The organism is Vibrio sp. 10N.261.51.F11 (assembly GCF_041471665.1).
GTDB classification, from domain to species: domain Bacteria; phylum Pseudomonadota; class Gammaproteobacteria; order Enterobacterales; family Vibrionaceae; genus Vibrio; species Vibrio crassostreae_C.
On the sequence record NZ_JBFROW010000005.1, the window covers coordinates 65,052 to 89,730 of the forward strand.

A 24,679-nucleotide genomic window follows, 5' to 3' on the forward strand; every position below is an offset into this window, starting at 1 on the left:
TTGGTTAAAACTGCAATTTTTCTTTAAATACCTACGTCAGCGGACGTCAAGTTGTGATATTCGTTCGGAATTTGGTCCCAAGCGCTCTTAATTTCGCGAATAATATCGATAACATCATCAATAGGCTGTGGGTCATTTTTGTGATTTGCCGCAGAAATTTGCGTGATCATGAACTCATAAAGTTGATCTAGGTTTTTCGCAATATCGCCACCATCGTCCATAGATAGGCAACTACGTAGGCTAATAATGATATCTAGAGCCTTACCAAGTCGCTCACCTTTCACTGGGATGTTGCCTGCTTGCATTGCCGCTTTGCCTTGAATCAAACGCTCGATAGCACCGGCCATTAGCATTTGTACAATCTTATGCGGTGAGGCAGCCGTTAGCTGACTATCCACTGATACCTTTTTATATGCCTGTAAAGAACCGCGCATAGTAAACCTCTTCTATAAAAACTTTTTGTATTGTTGAACTGATTTAGCGCCGTGACGGTATTTATGTAGGGTCTTACCTACTCGACTCGTCTCAGACTGCATCAATTCGACTAATTTTCTGGTTCTGGTAATGGCTTCAAACCATTCAGAACTTTGCTTAACGTCGGGATGTGAGTCGATTATTTGAAGCACGTTTTGCAATAACTGTTCTCTGTTATCGACAAGCTGCGTTATTTCTTCAGCATTAATTTCACTAAATTCCAGTTTAGAGATAATTAGTTGATCGAGTTCACAAAGCTCTTGTAGCTGGCTATTCATCTATTAGCCCAACGCATTCATCATACTGCCCAGCTGAGATTGCATCTTACTGGTCGCATCTTGCATGGCTGTGAACTTAGAGTGGGTACGGCTCTCTAGGCTGTCCATGCGGCGGTCGAGCGCGCTTTGGTCATCAACCAAACGGTAGTTTTGCTCGACCAAGCTCTTTTCTCTAGTACGGATTGAACCCGTGATACCTGTGATACCTTGAATCGCATCTTCCACTTTTTTGGCGAAACCGTTGTTGCCACCAAAGAACTCACCCAACTTATCAAAGTTATTGTTGAGTTGACGGTCAAGCATATCGTAGTTGATTTCTAGCGAGCCTTGTCTTGTGGTGGTGATACCGAATTCAGTCAAAGACTTTAGATTGTCTGGCGCACCTTCGATACTTGATGAGAACACACCTTTTAATCGTGAGTCGGCGTTACGCACGGTACTGTCACCAGACAGCGGGCCTTTTTGGCCAGTCGTTGGGTCAACACCCGCCAAGTTTTTAGACACTTGGTAAAACTGATTATAAGAATTAACAAAAGCTTCAATGTCTTGGCGAACACTATTACGGTCGTACTCCACACCAATTTCTGCCGGCGGCTTATCTTTTGGCGTTTTTCCTTTCACCGTAATATCAATACCTTCAATGGCATCTTCAATCACATTGTTATTACTAGAGAGTTGAGCAACACCATCTAGGACAACCATAGAATCTTGGCCAGCCTGAACTTCAGTCATTCCACTATAGGTATCAAAAGATTGCTGTGCTTGTTCAAGGTCTGCTTGCGCTTTATCGACCTTCTCTAAGAGCTCGCGCTCTTCGGGTTCTAATTTGGCACGCTCAATTTTCTTGGCTTGCTCTGCGGTGAGTTCGCCTTTTTGAACTTTCTCAGCCAACTCCGCTTTTTCTTGTGAAATCTTCTCTTCGATACGCGCTTGCTCAGCCTCAAGCTTTTGTTGGGCTTCTTTCGGTGTCACGTATGAATCGGTCAGAGTACCTGAGGCAGCATTTGACCACCCCGGCACATCGGGTGCCTTCTCTATCGCTTTTTCATCAAGCTCAAGTTCTGGTGTGTAGTAAGAATCTAAAAGCGTACCTGACGCGGTTTCAGTCCAGCCAGGGATATTATCTTCAGGCATCACAGACTTTGCCGCTTGAGCTGCGTCTAGGGCGGCTTGGCCGTCGGCGGCTGCTTGCTCACCGTAGCTGAGACTTTTAGAGTCTCCGTCAACATCTGAAGTAGAATCGGTTTGGGCTGCTGGGATGATATTGCCATCTTTATCGAGTGTTTCATTCGCATTTGGGTCATCGCTAGCGATCACTTCATCGATGAGTTCAACGGCTTTTCCTGCAGGGGTTAGAGCTAGAATATCTTGAGCAGCAACGCGCGCTTTCTCTAGCGCTTTAACACGTTCTTCAAGCGTTTTGTATTCGAGTTTTTTTAAGGGATTGGCAGCATCTGACTCAACATTAATGCTGATCTGCTGATCTGAACCAGACTGGTTCGAGGCAATAATAAGTCTTGGACCTTCGACATCGTTGATAATAGATGCACGAACGCCTGGGTTGCTATCTGCACCGTTGATACCACGAACAACTTCGATAAGTCTCGATCTGTCGCCAACTTGCACGTCAAAGCTGTCATCACCAAGCGAAACCTGCAGCTTACCTGGGCCAAATTTCATGTCCTCTGACAGTACATCAGAAGCCACTTTATGGCTTTGGGCAAGCTGCAACACATCGATGGCATATTTGCCAGCGATCGCTTCGGTAGTCGCGGTTGCAGAGACAAGCGCTTCATCGGTACTTTCCACTGTTCGCACAGCAAAAGCTTTTTCCTGACGAAAGTTTGTCATCAGGTTTTTCATCGAATCAAGGGATTCTCTGAGTCTTCCATAGGCACTAATGCTGGTATCGATTCGCGTTCGTTCATTGTCGATTCGTTGCTGTTTAGGTACACGCTCCGAATCAACAATTTTGCTGACCATGGAATTGATATCCATGCCAGACGAAATCCCCATTGGGCCAAAACTCATTAAATCACCTCAATAATACGACTTAAACCTTCACCTCAAATATTCGACTATTCGAGTTTTGGGCTGCTAGGCGTCTTAGAATTTCAAGCATTTCTTCATCAGGGATCTGGCGAATAATATCACCGGTTGTGGTCTCATAAATGGTCACCACATCTCTCCCAGATTCTTCATCGACCTTAAAAGCCACACCTTTATTGAGAGAGGAGATAAACTCGTTTACCTTCTCCACCATTTTGACTCGCTCTTCATCATTTAACTCTTGTCTATGTTGAGCTAATTGAATCGCCGCTTCGGTAGCTTGCTCTTTCGATTTCTCTACCTTGTCATAAGATGTTGCTTCTTTTAGTCGCGAAAGACTCGACGCACTACTACCTTCATCGCTTGCAATTTTAATGCCATTAGGTGAGCCATAAGGCTGGATGTTCGATGCGTTGGATGATATTTCCATAACACTCTCCCTCCCTCCTTTATGAGCCAAACAGTAAAACTCTACCCAGAGTAGAGTTTACCGCTACTTACCGAGGTAAGTTTAGCCCAATAAGCTTAGAGCTGCTGATGGTGACTGTTTTGCTTGAGCTAGGATAGAAGTACTCGCCTGTTGTAGGATTTGAGACTTCGTCATAGCTGTTGTTTCTTTCGCGTAATCAGTATCTTTGATACGGCTCTTAGACGCATTAACGTTTTCGTTGATGTTGTCTAAGTTGCTGATTGCATGGTCAAAACGGTTTTGGAAAGCACCTAGAGAAGCACGTTGGCTATCAACAGATTTTAGAGCACCATCAATGATAGATACTGCTTCGTTTGCACCTGCAACAGAAGTTACGTCGATATCGTTAACGGTAACGTCTTTACCAGCACCGATACCTAGTTCGCCCGCAAGGCTGCCGCCAAACTCAACATCACCTTCAACTTTTTGGCTTGAAGCGAAAAGTTGCAGTTTACCGCCTTCACCCACAGACGCTTTAACGTCTTGGCTTTGACCATTGATGTAAGTTGCTAGCTCTTCGATATCGTTGCCTTCTTTAGCAGAGATAGATAGCTCTTGCGCTTCACCAAACTTATCGTTGTATTTGATTGTTAAATCAGCACCCGCACCTACACGCCAAGAAGCATCTTTGCCTTCTGTAACGCCGTAGCTCTTACCACCCATGTCTTGAGTGTCAGTACGCATGTTGCTCATAGATAGCATTACTGCTTCACCTGAGTCAGCACCGATTTGGAAAGATTGGCTGCCGTAAGTACCGTTCAGAAGCTTGTTACCACCAAAAGAGGTCGTTTCAGCGATACGGTTAAGTTCTGTGTTTAGAGCAGAGACTTCTTCTTGGATCGCAACACGTTCAGATTTGCTGTTCGAACCGTTTGAAGATTGAAGAGAAAGGTCACGCATACGTTGCAGAATGTTGGTTGACTCATTCATTGCACCTTCAGCTGTCTGTGCAATAGAGATACCGTCATTCGCGTTTTTCACAGCCATATCTAGGCCACGACTTTGCGACGTTAAGCGGTTAGAGATTTGTAGGCCTGCAGCATCATCTTTTGCGCTATTGATTTTATAGCCAGAAGACAAACGCTCCATTGATTTTTGAGTACCTTCAGCCGCGCTATTTAGGTAGCGCTGAGCCGTCATTGCAGACACATTTGTGCTTACATTAATCGCCATAGTTGATCTCCTTTAGGCATTTTTTAATGTACTTATGTGACTCTCACCTCACACTAATACATGTCAATTTTGTTTATGCACCAGTGTCTCTCTCACCTTACATTGGTACATATCATTTCTCTCAATCCCTTTAACGGCGCCTTAATTAGAAGCTTTAATAAAAAATGCGCTTTTTTTCATATTCTTTTCAACAACAAAGGAAAGTGTGATCGGGCTTCAATTAATAGGGCGACATTCGCTAAAGTTGCCCCATTATTTAAGTGAATGAGCGTAGTGTTGAATATAAAGTCAGAAGAGATCCCTGATATCTCGTTCTACTCGATTCTGGGGTGACGAAAGACTGCTTCGATGTAGTAAGCGAGGAAACCATCATTTCCCAATTCCCGTCACTCCCTACAGTGAGGAGCGAGCGTGATAGGGAATCTCGCTTTCCAATCAACGACCAACACCAAAACTCCCCCCTTCTCCAAATTGCAGGCAATAAAAAACCCAGCCGAAGCTGGGTCTGTTTAGCGCTCATCTCTCACCACGAGCTAATTTGTGGAAGCCTAACGTTGACGCTTATAGTCAACGTGGCTTTTTAATCGATTAACCTAGTAGGCTAAGTGCCGAGTTCGGAGCTTGCTTCGCTTGAGCAAGAATCGAGCTTGAAGCTTGAGAAAGGATCTGAGACTTAGTCATCTGAGTCGTTTCTTTCGCGAAATCGGTATCTTTAATACGGCTCTTAGATGCGTTAACGTTCTCGTTAATGTTGTCTAAGTTGCTGATAGCGTGGTCGAAACGGTTTTGGAAAGCACCTAGCTCAGCACGGTGGCTATCTACATACTTAAGTGCCGCATCGATAATAGCTACAGACTCTTGTGCGCCGCCAACTGATGTTACGTCGATAGTATCAACCGTTACGTCTTTGCCAGGTTGCATGCCTAGTTCGCCAGCCAGGCTGCCAGAGAATGCCACTTCGCCTTCAACCTTGTTGTTACCAGTAAACATTTGTAGCTTACCGTCTTCAGTTACAGACGCTTTAACAGAGTCTTGTTGACCGTTGATGTACGTTGCTAGCTCTTCGATGTCGTCACCCGCTTTTGCGCTGATGTCGATTTCTTGTGCTTGACCGAAGTTATCAGTGAACGACATTTTTAGGTCGTTAGAGCCTGCTTGAACGTTCCAATCTTTATCTTTCGCGTTCTCAGTTTGGTAGCTCTTACCACCCATCTGAGCGTTATCAGAGCGCATGTCTTTCAGTTGAAGCATTACCGCTTCACCGTTGTCTGCACCGATTTGGAATGATTTAGTACCGTGAGTACCGTTAAGCAACTTGTTGCCACCAAAAGACGTCGTTTCCGCGATACGGTTCAGTTCGTCGTTCAGCGCTGTTACTTCTTCTTGAATCGCTACACGCTCAGATTTTGAGTTTGAGCCGTTTGAAGATTGTAGAGACAAATCACGCATACGTTGCAGGATGTTAGTCGTCTCATTCATTGCACCTTCAGCTGTTTGTGCAATTGAGATACCGTCGTTCGCGTTACGTACAGCAACATCAAGACCACGACTTTGAACGTTCAAACGGTTCGAGATTTGTAGACCCGCAGCGTCATCTTTTGCGCTGTTGATTTTTGAGCCAGAAGCTAGACGCTCCATTGATGTTTGTTGTGCGCTGTTTGCGTTGTTTAGGTAACGTTGCGCTGTCATCGCTGAAACGTTTGTATTTACATTCACTGCCATGGTGATTTCTCCAATTGATTTTCCGGTATAGCGGTTTCCGACGTCTCGGAAAACCAAGTAGTTCTCTCAAAGTTACTTTTAATAACGGCGCGAAAATCAGAAGCTTTAGAAAAACTTTCAAAAAACCACAAAAAAAATATTAATCTAATATTTATCAACAACTTAATTTTCATCATTTTCTAATACAGCGATAGATTTCAATTGGAAAAAGATCTTAATCTGTTCAGAAAGCGTACGAACCGCCGTCTAAATGGCTCAAGGTCGAGAAATGATCAATCGCCAAAGATCTCTGACTTACGCAAATCTTGTGTAATAGATGACATTATTTGTCGTGAAGAAGAACCATCAAATAGAGATTTGGAAAAGGTAGTGCGAGAAAGTTCACAGGAAAATAAATAGTAAAAACAAGAAATACAGAAAGGAAAAAGCCCCTTTTCCTTTGAGAGAACCGGGGCTAGTTGGCGCGTCAGAGCCTGTGTGGAGATCATCGAGAAATGAACACATTTCCGACTTGCCGTTGCATTCTTACTGCAAAAATGGATAGCAGGTGAGAGATGAGAGAGCTAAACATTCAATAGTAAGTATGCTTGCCAGTTTCCCTTGCTGCATGGCTCACGTCTGAACACGAGCAGCAAGTTCAACCAATAACTATTGCAATAATGACATTGCAGAGTTAGGCAACTGTTTTGCTTGAGCAAGTATTGAAGTACCTGCTTGTTGCAGAATTTGTGATTTGGTCATTTGCGTCGTCTCTTTCGCAAAGTCCGTATCTTTGATTCGGCTGTTTGAAGCGTCTACGTTCTCTTGTACGTTTGCCAAGTTATTAATACTGTGGCTTAGACGGTTCTGTTTTGCACCCAAATCAGCACGCTGTGAATCCACGTACTTCATTGCAGAATCAATCACGCTGATCGCGTTCTGTGAACCCGCAACGCTGGTTAAGCTAACATCTTGAACCGAGGTTGCGCGGCCTTCACTCTTAATACCTAGCTCAGACGCTAGACCACCAGAGATAGACATTGGGCCGTCAAGGTCAGGTTCAGCAACGAACAGTTGAATGCGACCATCATCAGTAACCGATGCGTTCACAAGATCAGACTGACCATTAATGTAAGTCGCAAGCTCTTCGATATCATCGCCCGCTTTGGTATTGATATCTAAAACGATGTCTTCACCCGCTTTGGTTTTGAATTCGAACTTAAGATCGCTCGCTGTTGGCGGCACTTCCCAGTTCTTATCTTTCGCGTTTTCTGAATCGAACGTAGTACCACCCATACGGTAGTCATCTGCACGGATACTTGTCAGAGCCATGATCATTGCTTCACCAGAGTTAGAACCGATCTGGAATGAAGCTTCACCGAATGAACCGTTCAGTAGACGACGACCACCAAACGATGTGGTTTCCGCAATACGGTTAAGCTCATCTTGAAGTGCCATTGACTCTTCGTTCAGTGCAGTACGCTCTGCCGGCGAGTTAGTGCCGTTTGATGATTGAATCGCTAGATCACGCATACGTTGTAGTACGTTAGTCGATTCGTTCATCGCGCCTTCTGCTGTTTGAGCAATCGAAATACCGTCGTTGGCATTACGCATTGCCACATCAAGACCACGAGACTGAGCGGTTAGACGGTTCGAGATTTGCAGACCTGCCGCATCATCTTTCGCGCTGTTGATCTTGTGACCAGATGACAAACGCTCCATAGAAGTCGCTAAGTCATTAGATGCTTTATTCAGGTAACGCTGTGCTGTCATAGCAGATACGTTAGTGCTTACATTGATAGCCATTTTGCTCTCCTTATGAGTTCGCAAAGTTTCTGCGAAGCGGCCAGCTTTACTCTCATATGGATAAGCACTGACCGTGTATTACTCGATAAACCCTATACAAGGTTTAAGATCTGTATTAATCATTTATAACCAACACAGATACAAGTTGTATGCCAAGTTTAATATCATATAAATAATTTTTTAATTATCTAAAAATCAGAAGCTTACAAACAACACTGCGCAATTATGATTTTCTACTATTAGAAGATGAAAAACATTCACCTTCCTTATTGCCGTTTTTTGCCGCTATTCTAGAAACATCATGCTTCGTACAAAAAAGCGGCAAACTGTGGCGTCATTCGCACGTATGGCATAGCACATACGGCAAGGAATCAACGCCATGGTGATCGACAAGCCACCATTAAATACCGATTGATCATTAAATATAGTTAAACAAGGTCAGGTCTTTGGTTTTGCCAAACGCTTGTTGAGAAGCTTGTAGTGCTCGAGAGTTTTCATTGAACTCAATGATCGCTTTCGAGTAATCCAAGTCTTCAAAGTTGCTTTTTGCTTTTGCTAAAGACAACTTGAAATCTTCATGTTGTTGCTCTTGAATATCCAAAGTACTCAAGCGTGCACCAACATCGGTTCTTGCCTTGGTCAAATGGATAAACGCAGCGTGGAACTCTTCAGTTACTTGGTGCAGTTTCGCTGTTGCTGATGCATCCGATACCGGGTTTTCAGCCTGCTCAGCAGCCTCTTTGAACGTATCAAAGATAGAGAAAGTCTCTCGTGGTTCTAAGGTGATCGAATCACCTTTAGTGATTTGGCCTTTGATTTGAATATTCAGCCCTTCATAAACAATGCCTGTCGAAGGATCAAAATCTTCTGCCGCAACCACTGCGCCGTCTTTTTCAAGCTGATAAGCGAAATTGCCCGTCTGCATGTCGACAAACGTCACTTTATAAGTAGACCCATCTTCATCGCTGTTGGTCGCACGCCCGAGCAATAACTCAGACGCAGGTTCAAGCTCGTACTGAGGTTCGTAGTCACCGAACGGGTTGTCTATTTCCATAAACATCTTGCTGCCCGGATCATTCATTGCCATTTCAAAGCTGCTTGCCACACGCATCTTGCGTTGGTAGTCATCACCTTGATATGTCACATTCCCTTCGTTATCTCGAAAGAAAGGCTGATTTTTCGGCTTAGTGCCTGCAAACGTGTAGTTACCCGACTCATCTTGAGAGTTGGCTAAATGCAGGAAGTTATTCGCCAGTTCTTGAATTTCACGCTTCTTAGCTAAACGGTCTTCCGGAGAAAGCGCACCGTTGATCATTTCCATCACGGTTCGTTTTGCTTCATCAGCAAAGCCTTCAGTGTTAGAAACCAATACTTCATGATGCTCAAGACGGTTTCTGACTAGAGTAATCGCATCGACATACTGTTTAAGCTGTTCTGACTGCTGACCAATGTTCTGTAAATAGTGCGTCGCTAATGGGTCATCACTTGGCGACTGTAACTTCTTACCCGAAGCAAGTTGTGCTTGGTTGTGATGCACCTTGTTCTCTTGACGGCGCAAGTCGTTTTGTACTGACTGATAATTATGGAAGCTAGAGATACGATTCAACATTTATACCTTCCTATCTCAGAGCCAAAATAGTGTTAAACGTATCGTTGGCTGCTTGCATGATACGTGAAGAAGCCATATACGCTTGCTGAAATTTCATCATGTTTGCCGCTTCTTCATCGAGGTTTACTCCCGAGATAGAAGCAATACGTTCTTGAGCCGACTGTTTTTCTAATGTCGCAATATCACTCAGGCGATTTGCCGTTGAAGACTTCAAGCCCGTATTAGTATTCAAGTTGTGGTAAAGGTCTAAAATCGTAGACTCACCATCATTCAACAGCTTTCCTGTTTGAAGATCTTGTAGCTTACGCAGGTTACCGTTGTCACCTTCTGATGGGACAAGGTTTGCCGTAAACTTATCATTTGCCACCGCACCGGGTGTGAGCTCAAACGTTGTACCGTTGATGGTCACTGGCCCTTGTGGCGGATACGGTTGAGGCTGCATTAAAATGTTACCCTTCGGATCCGTCACAGCAAACTGCTCACCTTTTGGTGAGACAATCACTTCAAACTCACGCAGTTGACCTGCTTCTAGGATTTTAAATCCCGCTGTACCCTTGGCAAACGTGGTCGATGCCTCATAACTTTGCGCAGCAATGTCTTCCGGGTCTTTGGTTTCCATATGAATCTGCGCAGCAAAATTACGCGTTGGACGCAGTAACAGTTTCTCTCCTAGTTCAGGAGGGTTACGTACTTCCACTCGCATGCCATCAAGATAAAAAGCACTACCGCTAGAGTCGGTCGCCATCTTAACGGTCTCACCGTTCGGCTTAGTCACGACATAATCACTGCCATCGTATTTCAGTCCATACTCACCGCCTTTTAAGGCAGAAGTATCATCAATGTATACCGCAACATCGGCTTTCGATTGCCCGCTAGCCGTGACACGAGATTTTGCCACCAGCTCTGAGTTCACGTCGGTAAACAAGTCCTTACCTACGTTGCCGTTAAGATCCAAACCTTGTTCTTGAAGACTATTGACCTCATATGAAAACGCGGTCGCCAAACGACCAAGCTCATCCATGATTGCTGGGATATGTTCGTCACGCATGTCTAGCATGGCGCCGATTTTTCCGTCGATATCACTGCTGGTGATCGGTTTTAAAGACTTACCTTCAACAATCGCTAGGCGGCGCTGATGTGCATCGGGTAAGCCATCAACCATCTTCAGCTGACTCGCTTCACTACCAGAGACCAAGGTATGGCCATTACCAATATGGACATTAAACCCTTCGGCATTTGAGCGTGGTGTCACCGTAACTTTGGTGTAACCAGAAAGCTCATTAATCAACTTTTCATGCTGATCTCGTAGGTCATTATGAGGCCCAGGAGTTCGCATCATTAAACGCTGAACATCACGGATCTCGTACGCAAGTTGGTTAACTCGCTCGATACCCATATCTAATTTTTTATTCGTAGAATCAGACTGTTGACGAACTGTTTCATGAAATTCATTCAAGGTTTTAGTTACAAGCCCTGCTTTCTCTAACACGACCTTACGCGCACCCACATCATTTGGGGTATCGGCGAGAGTCTTAACGGAATCAAACCATTCGTTGAGGTTTTCTGGAATCTTCTTTGAAGCGACCGACGACAACATGCTCGACAGCATATCGAGGTTGGCTTCGGTATCGCCTTTGTTGGCGGCATTGGTTGTCGATAAGTTAAGTTCTTTGACGGCAAACTGATCCCAAGAGCGGCGAACATTTTCCACATGTACACCCATACCGTAGGATTGCCCACCGTACTGGCGCGGGTCATTCACACCTTGAATCACAGACTGGCGGCTATAGCCCTCTGTGTTAGCGTTAGAAATGTTATGACCTGTGGTGTTGAGCTGTCTCTGAGCCGTAAGAACACTTTGTGCCCCTACATTCAGAAGATCCGACGCCATAATGCCCCCAAAAAACTTAACAAAACCAGAATGAACTGATTAACTACAACCGTATATTACCAAGATAAAAGCAATATATGTGCCAACACAAACAATAGGAAATTAAAAGACGATAATTTATTGAAGTGTAAGGAGATAACTATGGATTACGCGTAAGAACTGAAGGGGCGGAGAAGAAAAGAGCCTGCCAGTAGCAAGCTCTCTATGTTGATTTATGACGCTAGTTCATCTCATCAATCTTGGCTTTAACTCGTAAAACCTTGTCTGCATAGTTAGGGTCAGTTGCGTAACCTGCCTGATGAATACCTTTGATGAAATTCTCTGAATTGCCTTGATGCTGTAGCGCCGTTTCGTATCTTGGATTTTCGTTCAAGAACTTCACGTAATCATTAAAGCTATCTTCGAAATTAGAGTAAGAACGGAAGGAAGCTGACTCTTTAACGGCGGTTTTGCCATGGAACTCAAGAGTTTGAGTCGCGACCTTATCGCCCTTCCAACTTCTATCTGCTTTGATGTTAAATAAGTTATTGCTGTTGCCCAAAGAGTTCTTAACCATTTTAGAACCCCAACCCGTTTCAAGGGCAGCTTGTGCCAATAGAAGAGACGAGTCCACACCAAGCGCACTTGCCGCTTTTTCCGCGTAAGGCTTCATTGAGGTCACAAACGATTCTGGAGAATCAAAGGATACTGGCTGTTTTACTGCTTGCACATCTGTTGCTGACATAGCTTGCGCAGGTTGAACGTCTGACGCTCGCTCTTCCGAACGGCCTGAATATTGCGGTCTTTGCAATGAAGCATCAAAGCCTTCACTGCGAACCTTCTCTTCAGACGTATCGCTTGCTTGGCCAGCGCTTAGTTGAGCCACGATCATATCTGCAAGACCTAATGAACCTGAAGCGCTTAACTCACTCGCCATTTGGTCATCTTGCATCTGACGATAGAACTGCTCGTTCTGGCTGTTCAACATATCCGACTTAAAGCTCGAGTTAGCATCGCGCATTGACTTAAACAACATCGAGGTGAAAATCGATTCAAACTGTTTTGCCGCCGCGGTTAATGCTTCTTTCTCGCTACCTTCTTCACCGTTTACCGCTTGTTGACGAAGACGGTCTAAACTACCGATGTCGTGAATAAAGCCGATGTCATTGTTATTCTTAATCATGCTTTATTCCTTAGATAATGATCAATTGGCCTTCAATCGCACCCGCTTGTTTCAGTGCTTGAAGGATTGCCATTAAATCAGAAGGTGCAGCGCCCACTTCATTGACTGCGCGTACCAAATCGTCCAGCGTTAGGCCAGGTTCAAATTTGAACATCTTACCATCGCCTTCCGTGATTTCGATATCAGAATCAGGGACCACTACCGTTTGGCCACCAGAGAATGCATTCGGTTGGCTTACGTTTAGATTTTCTTTAATTGCAACCGTCATACCACCGTGGGTGACCGCCGCCGCTTTTAGGCGAACGTGCTTACCAACCACAATCGTACCTGTACGAGAGTTGACGATGATTTTTGCAGAGCCTTCAGCAGGGTCGAACTCGATGTTTTCGATAGCCGACAAGAATGCTACACGCTGGCTGATTTCACGCGGTGCACGAACTTTTACTGAAGTTGCGTCTACCGCTGAAGCCATTTGTGGGCCTAGGAAATTATTAACCGCATCAGCCATACGCTGAGCCGTTGTGAAATCTGATTGGATTAGGTTGAAGGTGATGTAGTCACCACGACCGAATGGCGTTGGGATCTCTTGTTCAACCGTCGCACCGCTAGAGATGATACCAACGTTAGGGTTGTTACCGACAATCTTAGAACCGTCGTTACCTTGTGCACTAAAGCCACTTACCACCAAGTTACCCTGCGCGACCGCATACACTTGACCGTCTAGACCTTTCAAGAAGGTCTGTAGCAAGGTACCACCACGAAGGCTTTTTGCTGAACCGATAGAAGAAACGGTTACGTCAACTTCTTGGCCTTGCTTAGAGAATGCTGGCAGTTCAGCAGTCACAATAACAGCCGCGACGTTTTTGGTTTTTGGCTTAGTGCCGGGCGGCAATTGGATGCCAAAATTTTGCAGCATTGCGTTAAATGTTTGATCGGTAAAGGGAGTTGTCTCACCAGTACCCGGCAAGCCCGTGACCAAACCATAACCGACAAGTTGGTTACTACGAACACCCGCCACTTTTGCCACGTCTTTGATTCGCGCAGCATGGGCACTGGTGGCAAGAAATAGCATGCCGAATAGTACGAGTGTCAGTTTTTTCATTGAGTAACCTGTCTGTATTGCTTAAATTTATAATAGCTTAGCTAAATGTGGCTGAGTGATAGAGGCTGTCAGTATGTCGTCGTCCTATCAAGCTCTACAGAGATACATTAAAGAATCGTGCCAAGAATCCAGGCTCTTGCATATCTTTCTGTACGCCAGTCCCTGAGTACTGAATTCGTGCGTTAGAAACACGGTTTGAAGCAATGGTATTTTCGAAGTCAATATCGTCTGGACGGATGGTACCGCTTAGGCGGATGTACTCATCGCCGGTGTTCAGTGTCATCCACTTCTCACCACGAACCACTAGGTTGCCATTAGCTAATACTTCGATGACTTCAACGGTAATGTAGCCGCTGATGCTGTTACTTTGGTTGGCTGACGCATCACCAGCAAAAGTATTGGTGTTACTCAGATCATAAGAGAAGTTGTACTTGTCGATCGTCAGATCTTGACCACCAACAGCCAGCGGCTCCATTGATGCATCATTCGACTTAGACATGTCTGCGTTGGCTTTTTTGGTCGCTCGAGTATTCTCATCTAGCGCTACAGTGATGATGTCACCAATACCACGAGGCTTTGAGTCGTCATACATGCTGCCAATGTGGTTCACATTAAACAGTGAGCCCGTTGCCGCTGCATAATGCTCTGGCTTCTGCTTGGGGTTGATTGGCGCCCATGCAGGGTCACCAGCAATTGGATCGGTTCGCCCACGAAGCGTGTCGATAATTCCTGAACTTTCTTCTGCCGACTTATCGCCTTCAACCGCATCAACCACTGTGGTCGCGTTCTCTTGTGCTGGCGTCTCAATTGGATCCAGTACTGTACAACCAGTCATCGAAGCTAACAGGGCTAAACAAAAAATACGTTTCATGGCGATATACTCTCAGCAGGCAGTGGTAAATGGGTCAATTAGCAAAAACAGATAGATTAATTAAAAAAGTAAACGGCGAATAAACCAATTACAGCTGTTGGTTAACAAAGCTCATCATCTTGTCTACTGACGAGATAACTTTCGAATTCATTTCGTATACACGCTGAGCTTCAATCATGTTTACCAGCTCTTCGGTTACGTTTACGTTCGATGTTTCTAGCATCGATTGGCGGATGTTACCCAGGCCATCAAAACCCGGTACACCCTCTTGTGGGTCGCCACTCGCGCCAGTTGGCAAATAAAGGTTTTGACCTACTGGCTCTAGACCACCTGGGTTTACAAAGTCAGTAATGGTAATTTGACCAACCACGACGTTGTTTTGCTCGCCACGTAGACGAACCGATACTTCACCGTCGTTACCAACCGTTACCGAGATCGCGTCTTCAGGAATCACAATTTCTGGTTGTAGAGGATAACCTTGGCCCGACGTTACGATCGCGCCTTCACCGTTCAGTGTGAACTGACCATTGCGGCTGTAACCTGTTTCACCGTCTGGCATTTCAACTTGGAAGAAACCGTCGCCTTCAATCATCATGTCTAGGCTGTTAGATGTCGTTTGTGCGTTACCGTGAGTGTGCACTTTTTGAGTCGCGACGACCTTAGAACCGGCACCCAGCATCAAACCACTTGGCAGCTCAGTATTCTGAGACGATTGACCACCCGGTTGATTAATATTCTGGTAGAACAGATCTTCAAATACCGCGCGGCTCTTTTTAAAACCAATGGTTGAGGCGTTGGCAAGGTTGTTCGAAATCGTTGAGATATTGGTTTGTTGAGCGTCTAAACCCGTTTTACTTACCCATAATGCTGGATGCATAGCAATGTCCTTTAAATTCTATTAGCTCATACGAAGCAGTGAATCAGACGACTTGTCCATTTCCTCTGCTGTGCTCATCATTTTGACCTGCATTTCAAACTGACGTTGTAAGTCAATTAGGCTGGTCATTTCACCTACGGCATTTACGTTACTGCCTTCGATAGCACCTTTTAGCAACGTTACCGCTGCATCTGCTTCGTATGCCTGATCTGGGTTTTTCGAACGGAATAGACCATTCGTGTCTTTAAACAAACTTTGGTTGTCTGGACGTACAAGCTTAATACGATCAACCACGGCCAATTCTTCAGCTGGAGCGCCTTGAGGAATGACAGAGATCGTACCGTCTGTACCAATTTCTACTTTGCTGATTGGGATTGGCAGCGTGATTGGTGCATCGTTTTCACCAAGCACTAAGTGACCGCTTGCGTTGGTTAGTAAACCGTTTTGGTCAACCCTTAGGTTACCGTTACGTGTTAAACCTTCACGGCCAGTATTGTCCATCACTGAAATCCAACCATCACCTTGAATGGTAACGTCTAGATCTCGGCCAGTAGTAACCACACTACCCTGAGCGAAATTATGACCCGGACGCTCTGTCATGCTGAAAACACGAGTAGGCATGCCTTCGCCATACGCTTGCATTGAACGTGCCTGTGCTAAATCAGCACGGAAACCCGTTGTACTTACGTTGGCAAGGTTGTTTGCACGTAGCTGCAAAGCTTGCATATTTTGCTTAGCGCCACTCATGGCAAGAAACAGTGCGCGATCCATAATTTTGCTCCAAAAATCATCTTCTGGGGCTAATAAAGCAAACACTGTGCCAATATTTTTAACTGTTATTTATCAATAATTTAAATAGAAAACGAACAAGAAGGGTGATCATCAAAGGATCATTGAGGAAGAATTGTTGCCAGTGGCATTACCGGGCGGCAATAGGGGCGGCAAATAAAAAGACAAACAACAATACCCAATTCAATAACATTGAATTGGGTATTCGCAGATGATTCAAACGCTTTAAACGATTAACGAATCTGAAGAATATTCTGTTGTAGCTGGTTGTGTACTTCTAGAGAACGCGAGTTCGCCTGGAAGTTACGTTGAGCAGAAATCAAATCAACCAGTTCTTGAGTCATATCGATGTTCGACTGCTCTAGCGAGCCGTTGTTGATGCTACCAAATGAACCTTTGTTCGATTCACCCCAGATCTTGTCACCAGAGTCGTTGGTAGAATCCCATTGAGTACCGCCTTTCTTATCCAGACCTTGCTCATTTGGTACACGAACCAAGCCTACACGGCCAAGCATCACGTTTTCACCATTTGAATAAGTACCTAGAACACTGCCGTACTCATCGAAATCGATTTTTGTTAAGAAACCTGTTGTCGCGCCATCTTCATCAAACTTAGTCAATTCAAACGGAGCGGCAAACTGAGTTGAAGAATCTAAACCAAACTTAAGCACTTGAGTTGGATCAGCACCGTTCAAGTCAATTGGGTTCGCACCAGCACCCAGTGGTTCCGAGTTAATCGGCTGACCATTGTTTAGGCTTGCTAACGTACCGTCATTGTTGAACTTCATTGTGTGACCAACATGACCTTGTGCATTCGTCGCATCACCACCAGTAATGTTGACCGGCTTTTCACCGTTCTCATCTGACATGGTGTAGTACGTTTGCCAAGTGTTTGGTTGAGTCTGATCTTTGAGGTAGTAAGTCGTTAACTTGTAAGACTGACCCATAGAATCGTATACCGTCGAAGACGTTGCACGGTTATAAGTATCAGCATCTTTGAAGTTAAATGCAGCCGGGTCTTTAAGATCACCGTTTGCAGGAAGGTTAACCCCTACTTCAATGTTTTCTGTCTGTTTTGGTTTACCAAACTCAGCAGGAATGTCGAGAGGCTTTGGTGCGTAAGAAAGAACTTCACCCGAGTTTGGATCAACATCGTAACCTAAAAGAAACTCATCGTTAGCGGTAACCATGTAGTTGTCTTTGTTTAGGTGAAATGCACCATTACGCGTTAATTCGTTAATCTCTGGCACCATGCGGTCTTTCGATACTGCAAAGAAACCTGTACCACTTACACGTAAGTCCATTGGGTTGTTCGTATAAATACTTGAACCTTCGTGGAACTGTTGCGCCACTTGGCTAGCTTGCGCACCGCCACCTGCCGTCGTTTTTGCGTTAGTGAACAACGAGCTTGAATAAACATCACCGAACTCGGCACGAGACTCTTTAAAGCCAAATGTGTTTGCGTTCGCAATGTTGTTACTGGTTGTATTAAGGTCTAATTGTGCAGCGGATAGGCCGCTTAAAGCTACATATGACATTCCATTATTCTCCTAATCTATCTAGCTAGCATAGTCACTCAATAAAGAGCTACGCTTTACCAACTTCTAGTACTTCAGCAAGTCGTACTGGCGATGTGAAACCAGCCAGATTGAGTAGTACGTTGCCATCGCCCTTACCAAGAAGCACACTGTTCACGTTCGCATAACTGGAAACTTGGAACTCTGTGTTCTCGCCATCCAGCAAACCCGACGCTTTCACGTTGTATTTACCGGCCGGCAATGGGTTACCGTCTTCGTCTTTTCCGTCCCATTCAACACGTGTATCACCAGATGGTTTAGAGCCGATATCAAATGTGCGAACCAATTGGCCAACTTCGTTCTCAACACGGACCATTACATTGTCCATTGCCTGAGGAAGCTTAACCATTGCCGCCATACCGCCATCACCGGGTTTTACACCTGCCGCACCAGGAACCAATACATCACGCCCAACTAAAGAGGAGGCCTGAAGAGCTTGGTTAGAGGTCATTGATGAATTCAAGCTTTCAAACTGTGTATTCATTTTGCCAATGCCATCTACGGTCGCAAATGAAGCCATTTGCGCAATCATCTGGTCATTGCTAACCGGCTTGAAAGGGTCTTGTTGTGCTAGTTGCTTAGTCAACAAAGATAAGAAGTCTTCTTGTTTAAGATCCTGCTTACCTGTTGTTTCGTCGGGCTTTTTAGCGCCATCTTGAAGACTCTTCAGCTGGTCAACATAGGACAAGCCGCTTTGACCAACATTGTTGTTGATTCCAGCCATGTGCTACCTCCTTATCCTTATTGACCCATCTGCAGCGTACGCAGCAGCATTTGTTTACTCGAGTCAGCAACCTGTACGTTTGTTTGGTACGCACGTGATGCCGAAATCATGTTTGCCATTTCTTCCATAACGTTGACATTAGGCTTGTAGATATAGCCTTCGTTGTTCGCTAATGGGTGATCCGGGTTGTACTCCGCGCTTAGCGGCTTATCGCTTTCCACAATACCTAATACTTTCACAGGCACAGTGTGACCACTGTTGCGTGCTTTATTTAACTCAGCGCCGAACACTGCGTGACGAGCCTTGTAAGTTTCTTCAGCAGAACTACTTACACTGTCCGCGTTCGCAAGGTTGCTCGAGGTCGTATTTAGACGAACAGATTCAGCACTCATCGCAGAACCAGTCACATTGAATACATTGAATAAACTCATCTAATTATTCCCCTTTAATCGCTTTAGTTAAATTCTTGAACTTACTTCCTAAGAAGTCGAGAGAGGCTTGATGCCTAATTTGGTTTTGCATGAAAAGGTTTCTTTCCAAATCCAAATCAACCGTGTTGCCATCTCCTGTATCAGGTTGGGTAGGAATGCGATACTTCGTTTCCCCGTTCACCGTTGTTGAGGCAGAAATGTGCCGACCATCTGTACGGCTAAGACCAATGCTTGCCCCAGAACTTGCCGCTTGCAGTGATTTCTTAAAGTCTAATCCCTTTGCTTTATACCCAGGCGTGTTTGCTTGCGCGATATTGGTGGAAAGCACCTCAGCGTTACGCTCACGTACACCAACTGTGTGCTGGTGAATGCCCAAAGCATTGTCAAAAGAAATAGCCATGTAAACCTCAACTCAAGAACTGACTGTTATGAAATAACCAAAGCAATATATATACCAACTTTTGAAACAAGGCGGTCTATCAATGCTTTTACAGGTTACTCGTGGGTAAACTTGCAATAAACAAGCCAAAAAATAGAGTAAATTGGAATGTCACTCTGACTTAAAGATATAGCTTAAGCAGGAAAAAGAAAACCCAGCACTTGGCTGGGTTTTAAATTTAGACGGTAACCTTACACCTAATATCGGTGCCGCTCGTTACTTTAATTTGTAGATGATGCCTGGATTACAGCGAACCATTTCAAAACGATCGGTTAAGCCTGTTAACGATTCAGACGCGCCCAATAGTAAGTATCCACCAGGGTTCAGGCTATTTGCCATCTGGTTAAGTACCTTTGACTTCATATCAGGCGAGAAGTAAATCAGCACGTTACGACAGAAAATAATGTCGAACTTGCCTAACAATGCATAGCTGTCCATCAGGTTCTGAGGGCGGAAGTTCACCATGCGCTTGACGTTATCTTTCACTTTCATGCGGCCATCGCCCGCATCTTCAAAGAAAGTACGACGGCGCTCTGGAGAAAGTCCACGTCCCAATGCAAGGTTGTCGTAAGCGCCAGTGCGGCACATATCCAACATACTTGCTGAGATGTCAGTTGCGGTAATCGATACATTTGGCAGCATACCTGGCTTACGAGCTTGAGTTTCAAGAATCGTCATTGCCATTGAGTATGCTTCTTGGCCTGAAGAGCTTGCCGCAGACCAAATCTTAATAGGACGTTTATTTGCCGCTATTTCCGGTAGAAGCTTATCCGCAAGCACAGCAAACGGGTAAGTATCACGGAACCAAAGTGTCTCGTTCGTCGTCATGGCATCGACAGCAGCCACACGCAGCTCACGGTTTCGACCTGTTACTACATCTCTCAACAAATCAGACAAAGAAGCTAACTTAAACTTCGTTACTAATGGGCTTAGACGACTGCGCACTAAATACTGCTTGCTGTCACCTAATACAATGCCACATTGAGATTCTAAGAAACGGCTGAAATCGCGATACTCTTGATCACTTATTGTTATAGCAGTCATTAATGTCTCTTTTAGTTAGTTAACGCAGCTTTTACAGCTGCACCAAGCTCATCTGGGTTGAATTTAGCGATGAAGGAGTTAGCTCCAACACGCTCAACCATGGCTTGGTTAAATACACCACTCAACGATGAGTGTAAAATTACGTATAAATCTTTAAGTTCGGCGTGACGACGAATCTCAGCAGTCAGCGTATATCCATCCATTTCTGGCATTTCGATATCAGAAATCACCAATGAAATCTGATCGTAAATACTGCCTTCTGATGACATCTGTATCAGCTTCTCGTAGGCTTCTTTACCATCCTTCACCGAGATAACTTCAAAACCAATCGACTCAATAGCACGTTGAACCTGCTTACGAGCAACGGTCGAGTCATCAGCAATCAAGATGCGGCGAACCAGTTCTTTCTCTTGTTCTACTTTCGCAATATCTTCAGCAATCTTGCTGTCCATTGTTTCATCAACAGGAGAAATTTCTGCAAGGATCTTCTCAACATCAAGAATTTCTACCAATTCATTATCAATGTTGGTTACCGCTGTCAGGTAGTTAGCTCTACCTGCGCCATCTGGCGGCGGAAGAATCGATTCCCAGTGCATGTTAATAATGCGCTCAACTGAACTTACCAAGAAACCTTGAATGGTTCGGTTAAACTCAGAGATAACCACAAAACACTTTTCAATATCCGTTGTAGGACGGCCACCAATCGCTAAGCTCAAGTCGATCACAGAGATCGTTTGGCCACGAATGTGTGCTACACCTTTAACCAGTGGGTTCAAGTTTGGCATCTTTGTCAGCTTAGGGCATTGCAGCACTTCTTTTACTTTAAAGACATTAATGCCGTAACGCTGACGCCCCATTAGGCGAAAGGTTAGTAATTCTAATCGGTTTTGACCGACGAGTTGCGTACGCTGATTCACCGAATCAAGAATACCCGTCATGAGCTCATCTCCATATCAAACTTTTTTGTATAAAAAGTGTTAGTCTACTGCAGGCTACGAACCACCAGAGAAACGGAATGACGTATTATAAAACAAATTTGCCACCTCTTTCCATAGCAATGTGTAGAGCTACTTTTAAAACTGTCGCTAAGTTTATCGGCATTTTATCAATATTGTTTAGTTTTTTTGTACAAGCTGCGACCCCAGAACAAATTGAGATGATTCAGTCTGCAGCGGAGCAACATATCCTTGATACAGTTGAGCAGCCACAAGGTGGCGAACTCTTTGTTAATTCAGCAAATGTTGACTCAAGAATCAAAGCGACAGACTGCCCAGTGCCTTTAGAGACCAGCGCTTCAACAACCACCAATACCCGCAGCAGTATTACGGTTTTAGTGCAATGTGTTCCTGATGAGTGGCGAGTTTATGTACCGGTGCGCCTTTCGATGTCGGTGCCTCTTGTCACCACCACTCGCTCACTCGCGAGAGGCGAAATCGTCGGTCAATACGATGTCACCACCGCTATGATTTCTCTTAACAAGTTTCGTCGCCAAGGTTTCACAGCTCCACATCAGGTCATCGGCGCTAAGGTAAAAAAGAACCTAAGACCGGGCGATGTTGTAGAAAGAGGTGATATCTGTGTCGTGTGCCGAAACGAGAAGGTTATCATACAGGCAGTAAAAGGTGGCATGACCATTACCACCAAAGGAACTGCGCTTACCGATGGCTCTATGGGTGATCAAGTAAGAGTGAAAAATGATAAATCACAGCGTATAATTGAAGGGATTGTTACCAGCATGTCTGAAGTCACGGTTTACTTTTAACTCTTTACTTCTAAATTGACGGTATCGTTAGCGATTTCACTCTCTACTCTAACGCCAAATGTGACGGCGGCGGTGTTTTGTCGCTTTTCGACTATTGAGCTAAAAATTGCTAAAGTATTCGAACCCTTGGTCGATATTGACTGTACAGGTTCCCATTTTTGAAGAAAAAGGCTTAACTATGGCAGGCATTGATAATATTCGTTCAGGGCAAACCCTAACGACCACTAACCGATCAGCAGTACGCTCTGATTCTAGTTCTGAGGCATCACGTTCTGATGTATCAACTAAATCACCAGCAAGCAAAGATGCGGTTTCACTTAGCCAACAAGGCAAAGCGATTGGTCAGCTCCACCAAGATATGGCAGCACAGCCAAGCTTTGATTCTGTGAAAGTAGCAGCGATCAAAGAAGCAATTGCGAATGGTTCATACACTGTCGATCCAGAGAAACTGGCTGACAACATGATCAAGTTCGAAGATGAATTAAAAGGCCTTTAAGAAAACACTAACTTTTCATTGAAGTTATTGTCTTAAAGTACACGAGGTTATGAATAGGTTTACGTTATGGCGGCACTAGCAGATTTAGTTAATTTTCAACTTCAAAATGCCAAAGCCTTATCTGAATTACTAAGTTCAGAGAAAACCGCTATTACGAGCCGACAATCAAACGATATTGAGCGAATCGCCAAAGAAAAAGTGGTCCTAGTTGAACAACTAAGATCAACCGATCAGCGAATCGCAGCCCATACCAATATCTCAGAACTGACCGAGAACCCTGAACTTGCTCAGTTAGTCACTAAGATCCAGTCCATAGTGCACGATTGCCAGCAAGCGAACCTTGTGAATGGCGAAGCCTTAAATCGAGCGCACCTTAGCTTCAAAAAACTCAGCAATATGATGCAGCAAAGTCACGGAAAAATTGGCATGACCTACAATGCCGGTGGTCAAACGCATACTATCTCTACGCTGGGAACCAACGTAAAAGCCTAGTTAAGTTAACTCTTCCTCTTCAGTAATACCCCTTGTTAACCGTTTATCTGTATCTCAGACTATTCCTGTCGTTATCTTTTATTAAAACACCTAATCAGCCTTTGAACGCCCTGACAAAATCGATAAACAAAAAAGCGGCAAGTATTTTCATACTTGCCGCTTTTACATTCATATTAGTTATTGGTTGCCGATACGCCATCTGGAAAACGAAAGCAGCCAATATAACTGGATAGTCCTATCGCTAGACGCCCCTTGGGCTAGAACAGCGTTTGTTGTCTCTTTTCAGGTACAGGTTGAACTTCACCGTAATTACGTAGCTGTTCCATCTTACGGATATCAAGCTGAAGCTCAGTAACATAGCTATCGCCCACAGGGTAGCTGCGTACCACTTCTGCACCGCGGATTACGCCATCAACCGCACCAGAAGTACGTTCCGTACCAAGGCGTTGATCTTCCAACTCTGCCCGACCACTCACTCGCATACCGTAAACTTGTTCTGCAAGTTCACGATAGGCGTCGATCTTAGAAGCTCTCATCGCACGGATACGTCTTTCTTCATCGTTACGTCCTTTCTGCTCACTGATACTCGCGTAGCCAACGGCAACTAAGTAGTCGTCTGGCCTCATGTTTTGCAGTGGCTGACAGCCAACAAGCAGTAAAGCGGCAACAACAAATATTAACTTCTTCATCTCGAACTCCTAAGGGCGAAGAATAACAGTATAAGGCTGGCTGATCGTTGGGTCAGAACGAATGATAACGCCATCTTGAGTTCGAATACTGTTTAGAGTATCTAGGTCACGACCAATACGGTCTGCAGGCAAGAAGCCTTGTGCCGTCGCCACGACAATGCGAGTTTGCATGCCAACAACACGAGCATTGACTAACACACCACCTTCTTGGCGAAGCATAGTGCCTGTCAGTACGTACTGTACGTCTTGTTCTTGAGCTAAGTCTTTCCAATCGCGGCTTAACGCAAAGTCACCTTGATGAGTCACTTGAATAGAACCTGTTGTTTTGAAATCAACAACCTTGAAGCCACGACGCTGAAACTGATGAATGAAACCTTCTGATACCGAGTTTCCTAGCCAGTTCGTTGTGTCCATGTGTTGCAGGTCAACAAACGACGTAATCGCTATCGGAGTTCTTGCTGAGATACTCGTATTCGAAATGATCAGATCTTCGGTCATACTTTCCACGAAGAAATCCATGGTATGACGAGGGCTATCCATCAACATAAACTGACTGCCTGAATATTCAGACTTGCCGTTATAGATTGGCGAATAAGCGCATGAGGTCAACAACATGACACTCATTACTACGAGCCATTTTTTCATTCTCTTATCTCCAGATAGGTTTAGTGCTCCCTGTTCCAATATGTTCTCACCATTATTCTTTTCAATGGATTACAATGTTGGAACAGTCTTTGCTTTTCATTAATGGTTCAGATTAAGAAAAACGCACTT

The 24,679-nt window shown here is 44.6% G+C and carries 25 protein-coding genes; 3 read left to right on the forward strand and 22 right to left on the reverse strand.

What is annotated here, in order from left to right; genetic code table 11:
- Nucleotides 1–23: 23 nt before the first annotated feature.
- The 20 genes from fliS to AB4351_RS02965 form a co-directional block, all read right to left on the reverse strand.
- Entirely contained in the window at nt 24–434 is a 411-nt protein-coding gene (gene fliS, locus AB4351_RS02870) for a flagellar export chaperone FliS (protein WP_004736194.1), read from the reverse strand.
- Between the two features lie 12 nt (nt 435–446).
- Complete coding sequence (locus AB4351_RS02875) at nt 447–752, reverse strand: flagellar protein FliT (RefSeq protein WP_017060688.1); 306 nt, start codon at nt 750–752, stop codon at nt 447–449.
- 3 nt (nt 753–755) lie between these two features.
- Nucleotides 756–2,783: a flagellar filament capping protein FliD gene (gene fliD, locus AB4351_RS02880; protein WP_137001512.1), complete on the reverse strand. Its 2,028-nt coding sequence runs from the start codon at nt 2,781–2,783 to the stop codon at nt 756–758.
- A 22-nt stretch (nt 2,784–2,805) separates the two neighbouring features.
- Complete coding sequence (gene flaG / locus AB4351_RS02885; protein WP_372073059.1) at nt 2,806–3,231, reverse strand: flagellar protein FlaG; 426 nt, start codon at nt 3,229–3,231, stop codon at nt 2,806–2,808.
- 81 nt (nt 3,232–3,312) lie between these two features.
- Nucleotides 3,313–4,443, reverse strand: a complete 1,131-nt coding sequence (locus AB4351_RS02890; RefSeq protein ID WP_017066381.1) for a flagellin — start codon at nt 4,441–4,443, stop codon at nt 3,313–3,315.
- Nucleotides 4,444–5,031: 588 nt separating this feature from the next.
- A complete protein-coding gene (locus AB4351_RS02895; RefSeq protein ID WP_048616124.1) occupies nt 5,032–6,165 on the reverse strand; it encodes a flagellin in 1,134 nt (377 codons plus the stop codon).
- A 648-nt stretch (nt 6,166–6,813) separates the two neighbouring features.
- Nucleotides 6,814–7,950 carry a flagellin gene (locus tag AB4351_RS02900; RefSeq protein WP_017064128.1) on the reverse strand — a complete coding sequence of 379 codons (1,137 nt, stop codon included), beginning with the start codon at nt 7,948–7,950 and terminating at the stop codon, nt 6,814–6,816.
- Between the two features lie 418 nt (nt 7,951–8,368).
- On the reverse strand, nt 8,369–9,559 hold the full coding sequence (gene flgL, locus AB4351_RS02905) for a flagellar hook-associated protein FlgL (RefSeq protein WP_017064129.1): 1,191 nt from the start codon (nt 9,557–9,559) through the stop codon (nt 8,369–8,371).
- Between the two features lie 10 nt (nt 9,560–9,569).
- Nucleotides 9,570–11,450 (reverse strand): flagellar hook-associated protein FlgK, encoded by a 1,881-nt coding sequence (gene flgK, locus AB4351_RS02910; RefSeq protein WP_372125032.1) that lies wholly within the window; start codon nt 11,448–11,450, stop codon nt 9,570–9,572.
- A 220-nt stretch (nt 11,451–11,670) separates the two neighbouring features.
- Entirely contained in the window at nt 11,671–12,612 is a 942-nt protein-coding gene (gene flgJ, locus AB4351_RS02915) for a flagellar assembly peptidoglycan hydrolase FlgJ (RefSeq protein WP_372125034.1), read from the reverse strand.
- A 10-nt stretch (nt 12,613–12,622) separates the two neighbouring features.
- Nucleotides 12,623–13,714: a flagellar basal body P-ring protein FlgI gene (locus AB4351_RS02920; RefSeq protein WP_017062257.1), complete on the reverse strand. Its 1,092-nt coding sequence runs from the start codon at nt 13,712–13,714 to the stop codon at nt 12,623–12,625.
- Nucleotides 13,715–13,808: 94 nt separating this feature from the next.
- Nucleotides 13,809–14,585 (reverse strand): flagellar basal body L-ring protein FlgH, encoded by a 777-nt coding sequence (gene flgH, locus AB4351_RS02925; protein WP_017071817.1) that lies wholly within the window; start codon nt 14,583–14,585, stop codon nt 13,809–13,811.
- Nucleotides 14,586–14,673: 88 nt separating this feature from the next.
- Nucleotides 14,674–15,462: a flagellar basal-body rod protein FlgG gene (gene flgG / locus AB4351_RS02930; RefSeq protein WP_017062259.1), complete on the reverse strand. Its 789-nt coding sequence runs from the start codon at nt 15,460–15,462 to the stop codon at nt 14,674–14,676.
- A 21-nt stretch (nt 15,463–15,483) separates the two neighbouring features.
- The gene (gene flgF / locus AB4351_RS02935; protein ID WP_017056855.1) at nt 15,484–16,233 is read right to left on the reverse strand and encodes a flagellar basal-body rod protein FlgF; all 750 of its coding nucleotides are present in this window, start codon (nt 16,231–16,233) and stop codon (nt 15,484–15,486) included.
- Nucleotides 16,234–16,484: 251 nt separating this feature from the next.
- Entirely contained in the window at nt 16,485–17,789 is a 1,305-nt protein-coding gene (gene flgE, locus AB4351_RS02940) for a flagellar hook protein FlgE (RefSeq protein WP_017062260.1), read from the reverse strand.
- 49 nt (nt 17,790–17,838) lie between these two features.
- On the reverse strand, nt 17,839–18,552 hold the full coding sequence (gene flgD, locus AB4351_RS02945; protein WP_010439286.1) for a flagellar hook assembly protein FlgD: 714 nt from the start codon (nt 18,550–18,552) through the stop codon (nt 17,839–17,841).
- A gap of 17 nt (nt 18,553–18,569) precedes the next feature.
- Entirely contained in the window at nt 18,570–18,983 is a 414-nt protein-coding gene (gene flgC / locus AB4351_RS02950) for a flagellar basal body rod protein FlgC (protein WP_004736176.1), read from the reverse strand.
- A gap of 4 nt (nt 18,984–18,987) precedes the next feature.
- Nucleotides 18,988–19,383, reverse strand: a complete 396-nt coding sequence (flgB, locus tag AB4351_RS02955) for a flagellar basal body rod protein FlgB (protein ID WP_004736175.1) — start codon at nt 19,381–19,383, stop codon at nt 18,988–18,990.
- Between the two features lie 255 nt (nt 19,384–19,638).
- Nucleotides 19,639–20,466, reverse strand: a complete 828-nt coding sequence (locus tag AB4351_RS02960; RefSeq protein WP_004736174.1) for a protein-glutamate O-methyltransferase — start codon at nt 20,464–20,466, stop codon at nt 19,639–19,641.
- An 11-nt stretch (nt 20,467–20,477) separates the two neighbouring features.
- On the reverse strand, nt 20,478–21,404 hold the full coding sequence (locus tag AB4351_RS02965; RefSeq protein WP_017066180.1) for a chemotaxis protein CheV: 927 nt from the start codon (nt 21,402–21,404) through the stop codon (nt 20,478–20,480).
- 77 nt (nt 21,405–21,481) lie between these two features.
- Here AB4351_RS02965 and flgA point away from each other — a divergent pair, with 77 nt between their 5' ends.
- The 3 genes from flgA to AB4351_RS02980 all read left to right on the forward strand — a co-directional run bounded on the left by flgA (nt 21,482) and on the right by AB4351_RS02980 (nt 23,216).
- Complete coding sequence (gene flgA, locus AB4351_RS02970) at nt 21,482–22,228, forward strand: flagellar basal body P-ring formation chaperone FlgA (protein WP_017064135.1); 747 nt, start codon at nt 21,482–21,484, stop codon at nt 22,226–22,228.
- A gap of 178 nt (nt 22,229–22,406) precedes the next feature.
- The gene (gene flgM, locus AB4351_RS02975; RefSeq protein ID WP_017062263.1) at nt 22,407–22,724 is read left to right on the forward strand and encodes a flagellar biosynthesis anti-sigma factor FlgM; all 318 of its coding nucleotides are present in this window, start codon (nt 22,407–22,409) and stop codon (nt 22,722–22,724) included.
- Between the two features lie 66 nt (nt 22,725–22,790).
- Complete coding sequence (locus AB4351_RS02980) at nt 22,791–23,216, forward strand: flagella synthesis protein FlgN (RefSeq protein ID WP_017064136.1); 426 nt, start codon at nt 22,791–22,793, stop codon at nt 23,214–23,216.
- A gap of 257 nt (nt 23,217–23,473) precedes the next feature.
- Here the strand turns inward: AB4351_RS02980 and flgP are convergent, their stop codons facing one another.
- Nucleotides 23,474–23,905, reverse strand: a complete 432-nt coding sequence (gene flgP / locus AB4351_RS02985; RefSeq protein WP_017062265.1) for a flagellar assembly lipoprotein FlgP — start codon at nt 23,903–23,905, stop codon at nt 23,474–23,476.
- 9 nt (nt 23,906–23,914) lie between these two features.
- Complete coding sequence (locus tag AB4351_RS02990) at nt 23,915–24,550, reverse strand: FlgO family outer membrane protein (protein WP_017064137.1); 636 nt, start codon at nt 24,548–24,550, stop codon at nt 23,915–23,917.
- Nucleotides 24,551–24,679: the final 129 nt, after the last annotated feature.

Coding starts and splice junctions, on each gene's coding strand:
- fliS (WP_004736194.1), bottom strand. CDS start 434: ATGCGCGGTTCTTTACAGGCATATAAAAAGGTATCAGTGGATAGTCAG.
- AB4351_RS02875 (WP_017060688.1), bottom strand. CDS start 752: ATGAATAGCCAGCTACAAGAGCTTTGTGAACTCGATCAACTAATTATC.
- fliD (WP_137001512.1), bottom strand. CDS start 2,783: ATGAGTTTTGGCCCAATGGGGATTTCGTCTGGCATGGATATCAATTCC.
- flaG (WP_372073059.1), bottom strand. CDS start 3,231: ATGGAAATATCATCCAACGCATCGAACATCCAGCCTTATGGCTCACCT.
- AB4351_RS02890 (WP_017066381.1), bottom strand. CDS start 4,443: ATGGCGATTAATGTAAGCACAAATGTGTCTGCAATGACGGCTCAGCGC.
- AB4351_RS02895 (WP_048616124.1), bottom strand. CDS start 6,165: ATGGCAGTGAATGTAAATACAAACGTTTCAGCGATGACAGCGCAACGT.
- AB4351_RS02900 (WP_017064128.1), bottom strand. CDS start 7,950: ATGGCTATCAATGTAAGCACTAACGTATCTGCTATGACAGCACAGCGT.
- flgL (WP_017064129.1), bottom strand. CDS start 9,559: ATGTTGAATCGTATCTCTAGCTTCCATAATTATCAGTCAGTACAAAAC.
- flgK (WP_372125032.1), bottom strand. CDS start 11,450: ATGGCGTCGGATCTTCTGAATGTAGGGGCACAAAGTGTTCTTACGGCT.
- flgJ (WP_372125034.1), bottom strand. CDS start 12,612: ATGATTAAGAATAACAATGACATCGGCTTTATTCACGACATCGGTAGT.
- AB4351_RS02920 (WP_017062257.1), bottom strand. CDS start 13,714: ATGAAAAAACTGACACTCGTACTATTCGGCATGCTATTTCTTGCCACC.
- flgH (WP_017071817.1), bottom strand. CDS start 14,585: ATGAAACGTATTTTTTGTTTAGCCCTGTTAGCTTCGATGACTGGTTGT.
- flgG (WP_017062259.1), bottom strand. CDS start 15,462: ATGCATCCAGCATTATGGGTAAGTAAAACGGGTTTAGACGCTCAACAA.
- flgF (WP_017056855.1), bottom strand. CDS start 16,233: ATGGATCGCGCACTGTTTCTTGCCATGAGTGGCGCTAAGCAAAATATG.
- flgE (WP_017062260.1), bottom strand. CDS start 17,789: ATGTCATATGTAGCTTTAAGCGGCCTATCCGCTGCACAATTAGACCTT.
- flgD (WP_010439286.1), bottom strand. CDS start 18,552: ATGGCTGGAATCAACAACAATGTTGGTCAAAGCGGCTTGTCCTATGTT.
- flgC (WP_004736176.1), bottom strand. CDS start 18,983: ATGAGTTTATTCAATGTATTCAATGTGACTGGTTCTGCGATGAGTGCT.
- flgB (WP_004736175.1), bottom strand. CDS start 19,383: ATGGCTATTTCTTTTGACAATGCTTTGGGCATTCACCAGCACACAGTT.
- AB4351_RS02960 (WP_004736174.1), bottom strand. CDS start 20,466: ATGACTGCTATAACAATAAGTGATCAAGAGTATCGCGATTTCAGCCGT.
- AB4351_RS02965 (WP_017066180.1), bottom strand. CDS start 21,404: ATGACGGGTATTCTTGATTCGGTGAATCAGCGTACGCAACTCGTCGGT.
- flgA (WP_017064135.1), top strand. CDS start 21,482: ATGACGTATTATAAAACAAATTTGCCACCTCTTTCCATAGCAATGTGT.
- flgM (WP_017062263.1), top strand. CDS start 22,407: ATGGCAGGCATTGATAATATTCGTTCAGGGCAAACCCTAACGACCACT.
- AB4351_RS02980 (WP_017064136.1), top strand. CDS start 22,791: ATGGCGGCACTAGCAGATTTAGTTAATTTTCAACTTCAAAATGCCAAA.
- flgP (WP_017062265.1), bottom strand. CDS start 23,905: ATGAAGAAGTTAATATTTGTTGTTGCCGCTTTACTGCTTGTTGGCTGT.
- AB4351_RS02990 (WP_017064137.1), bottom strand. CDS start 24,550: ATGAAAAAATGGCTCGTAGTAATGAGTGTCATGTTGTTGACCTCATGC.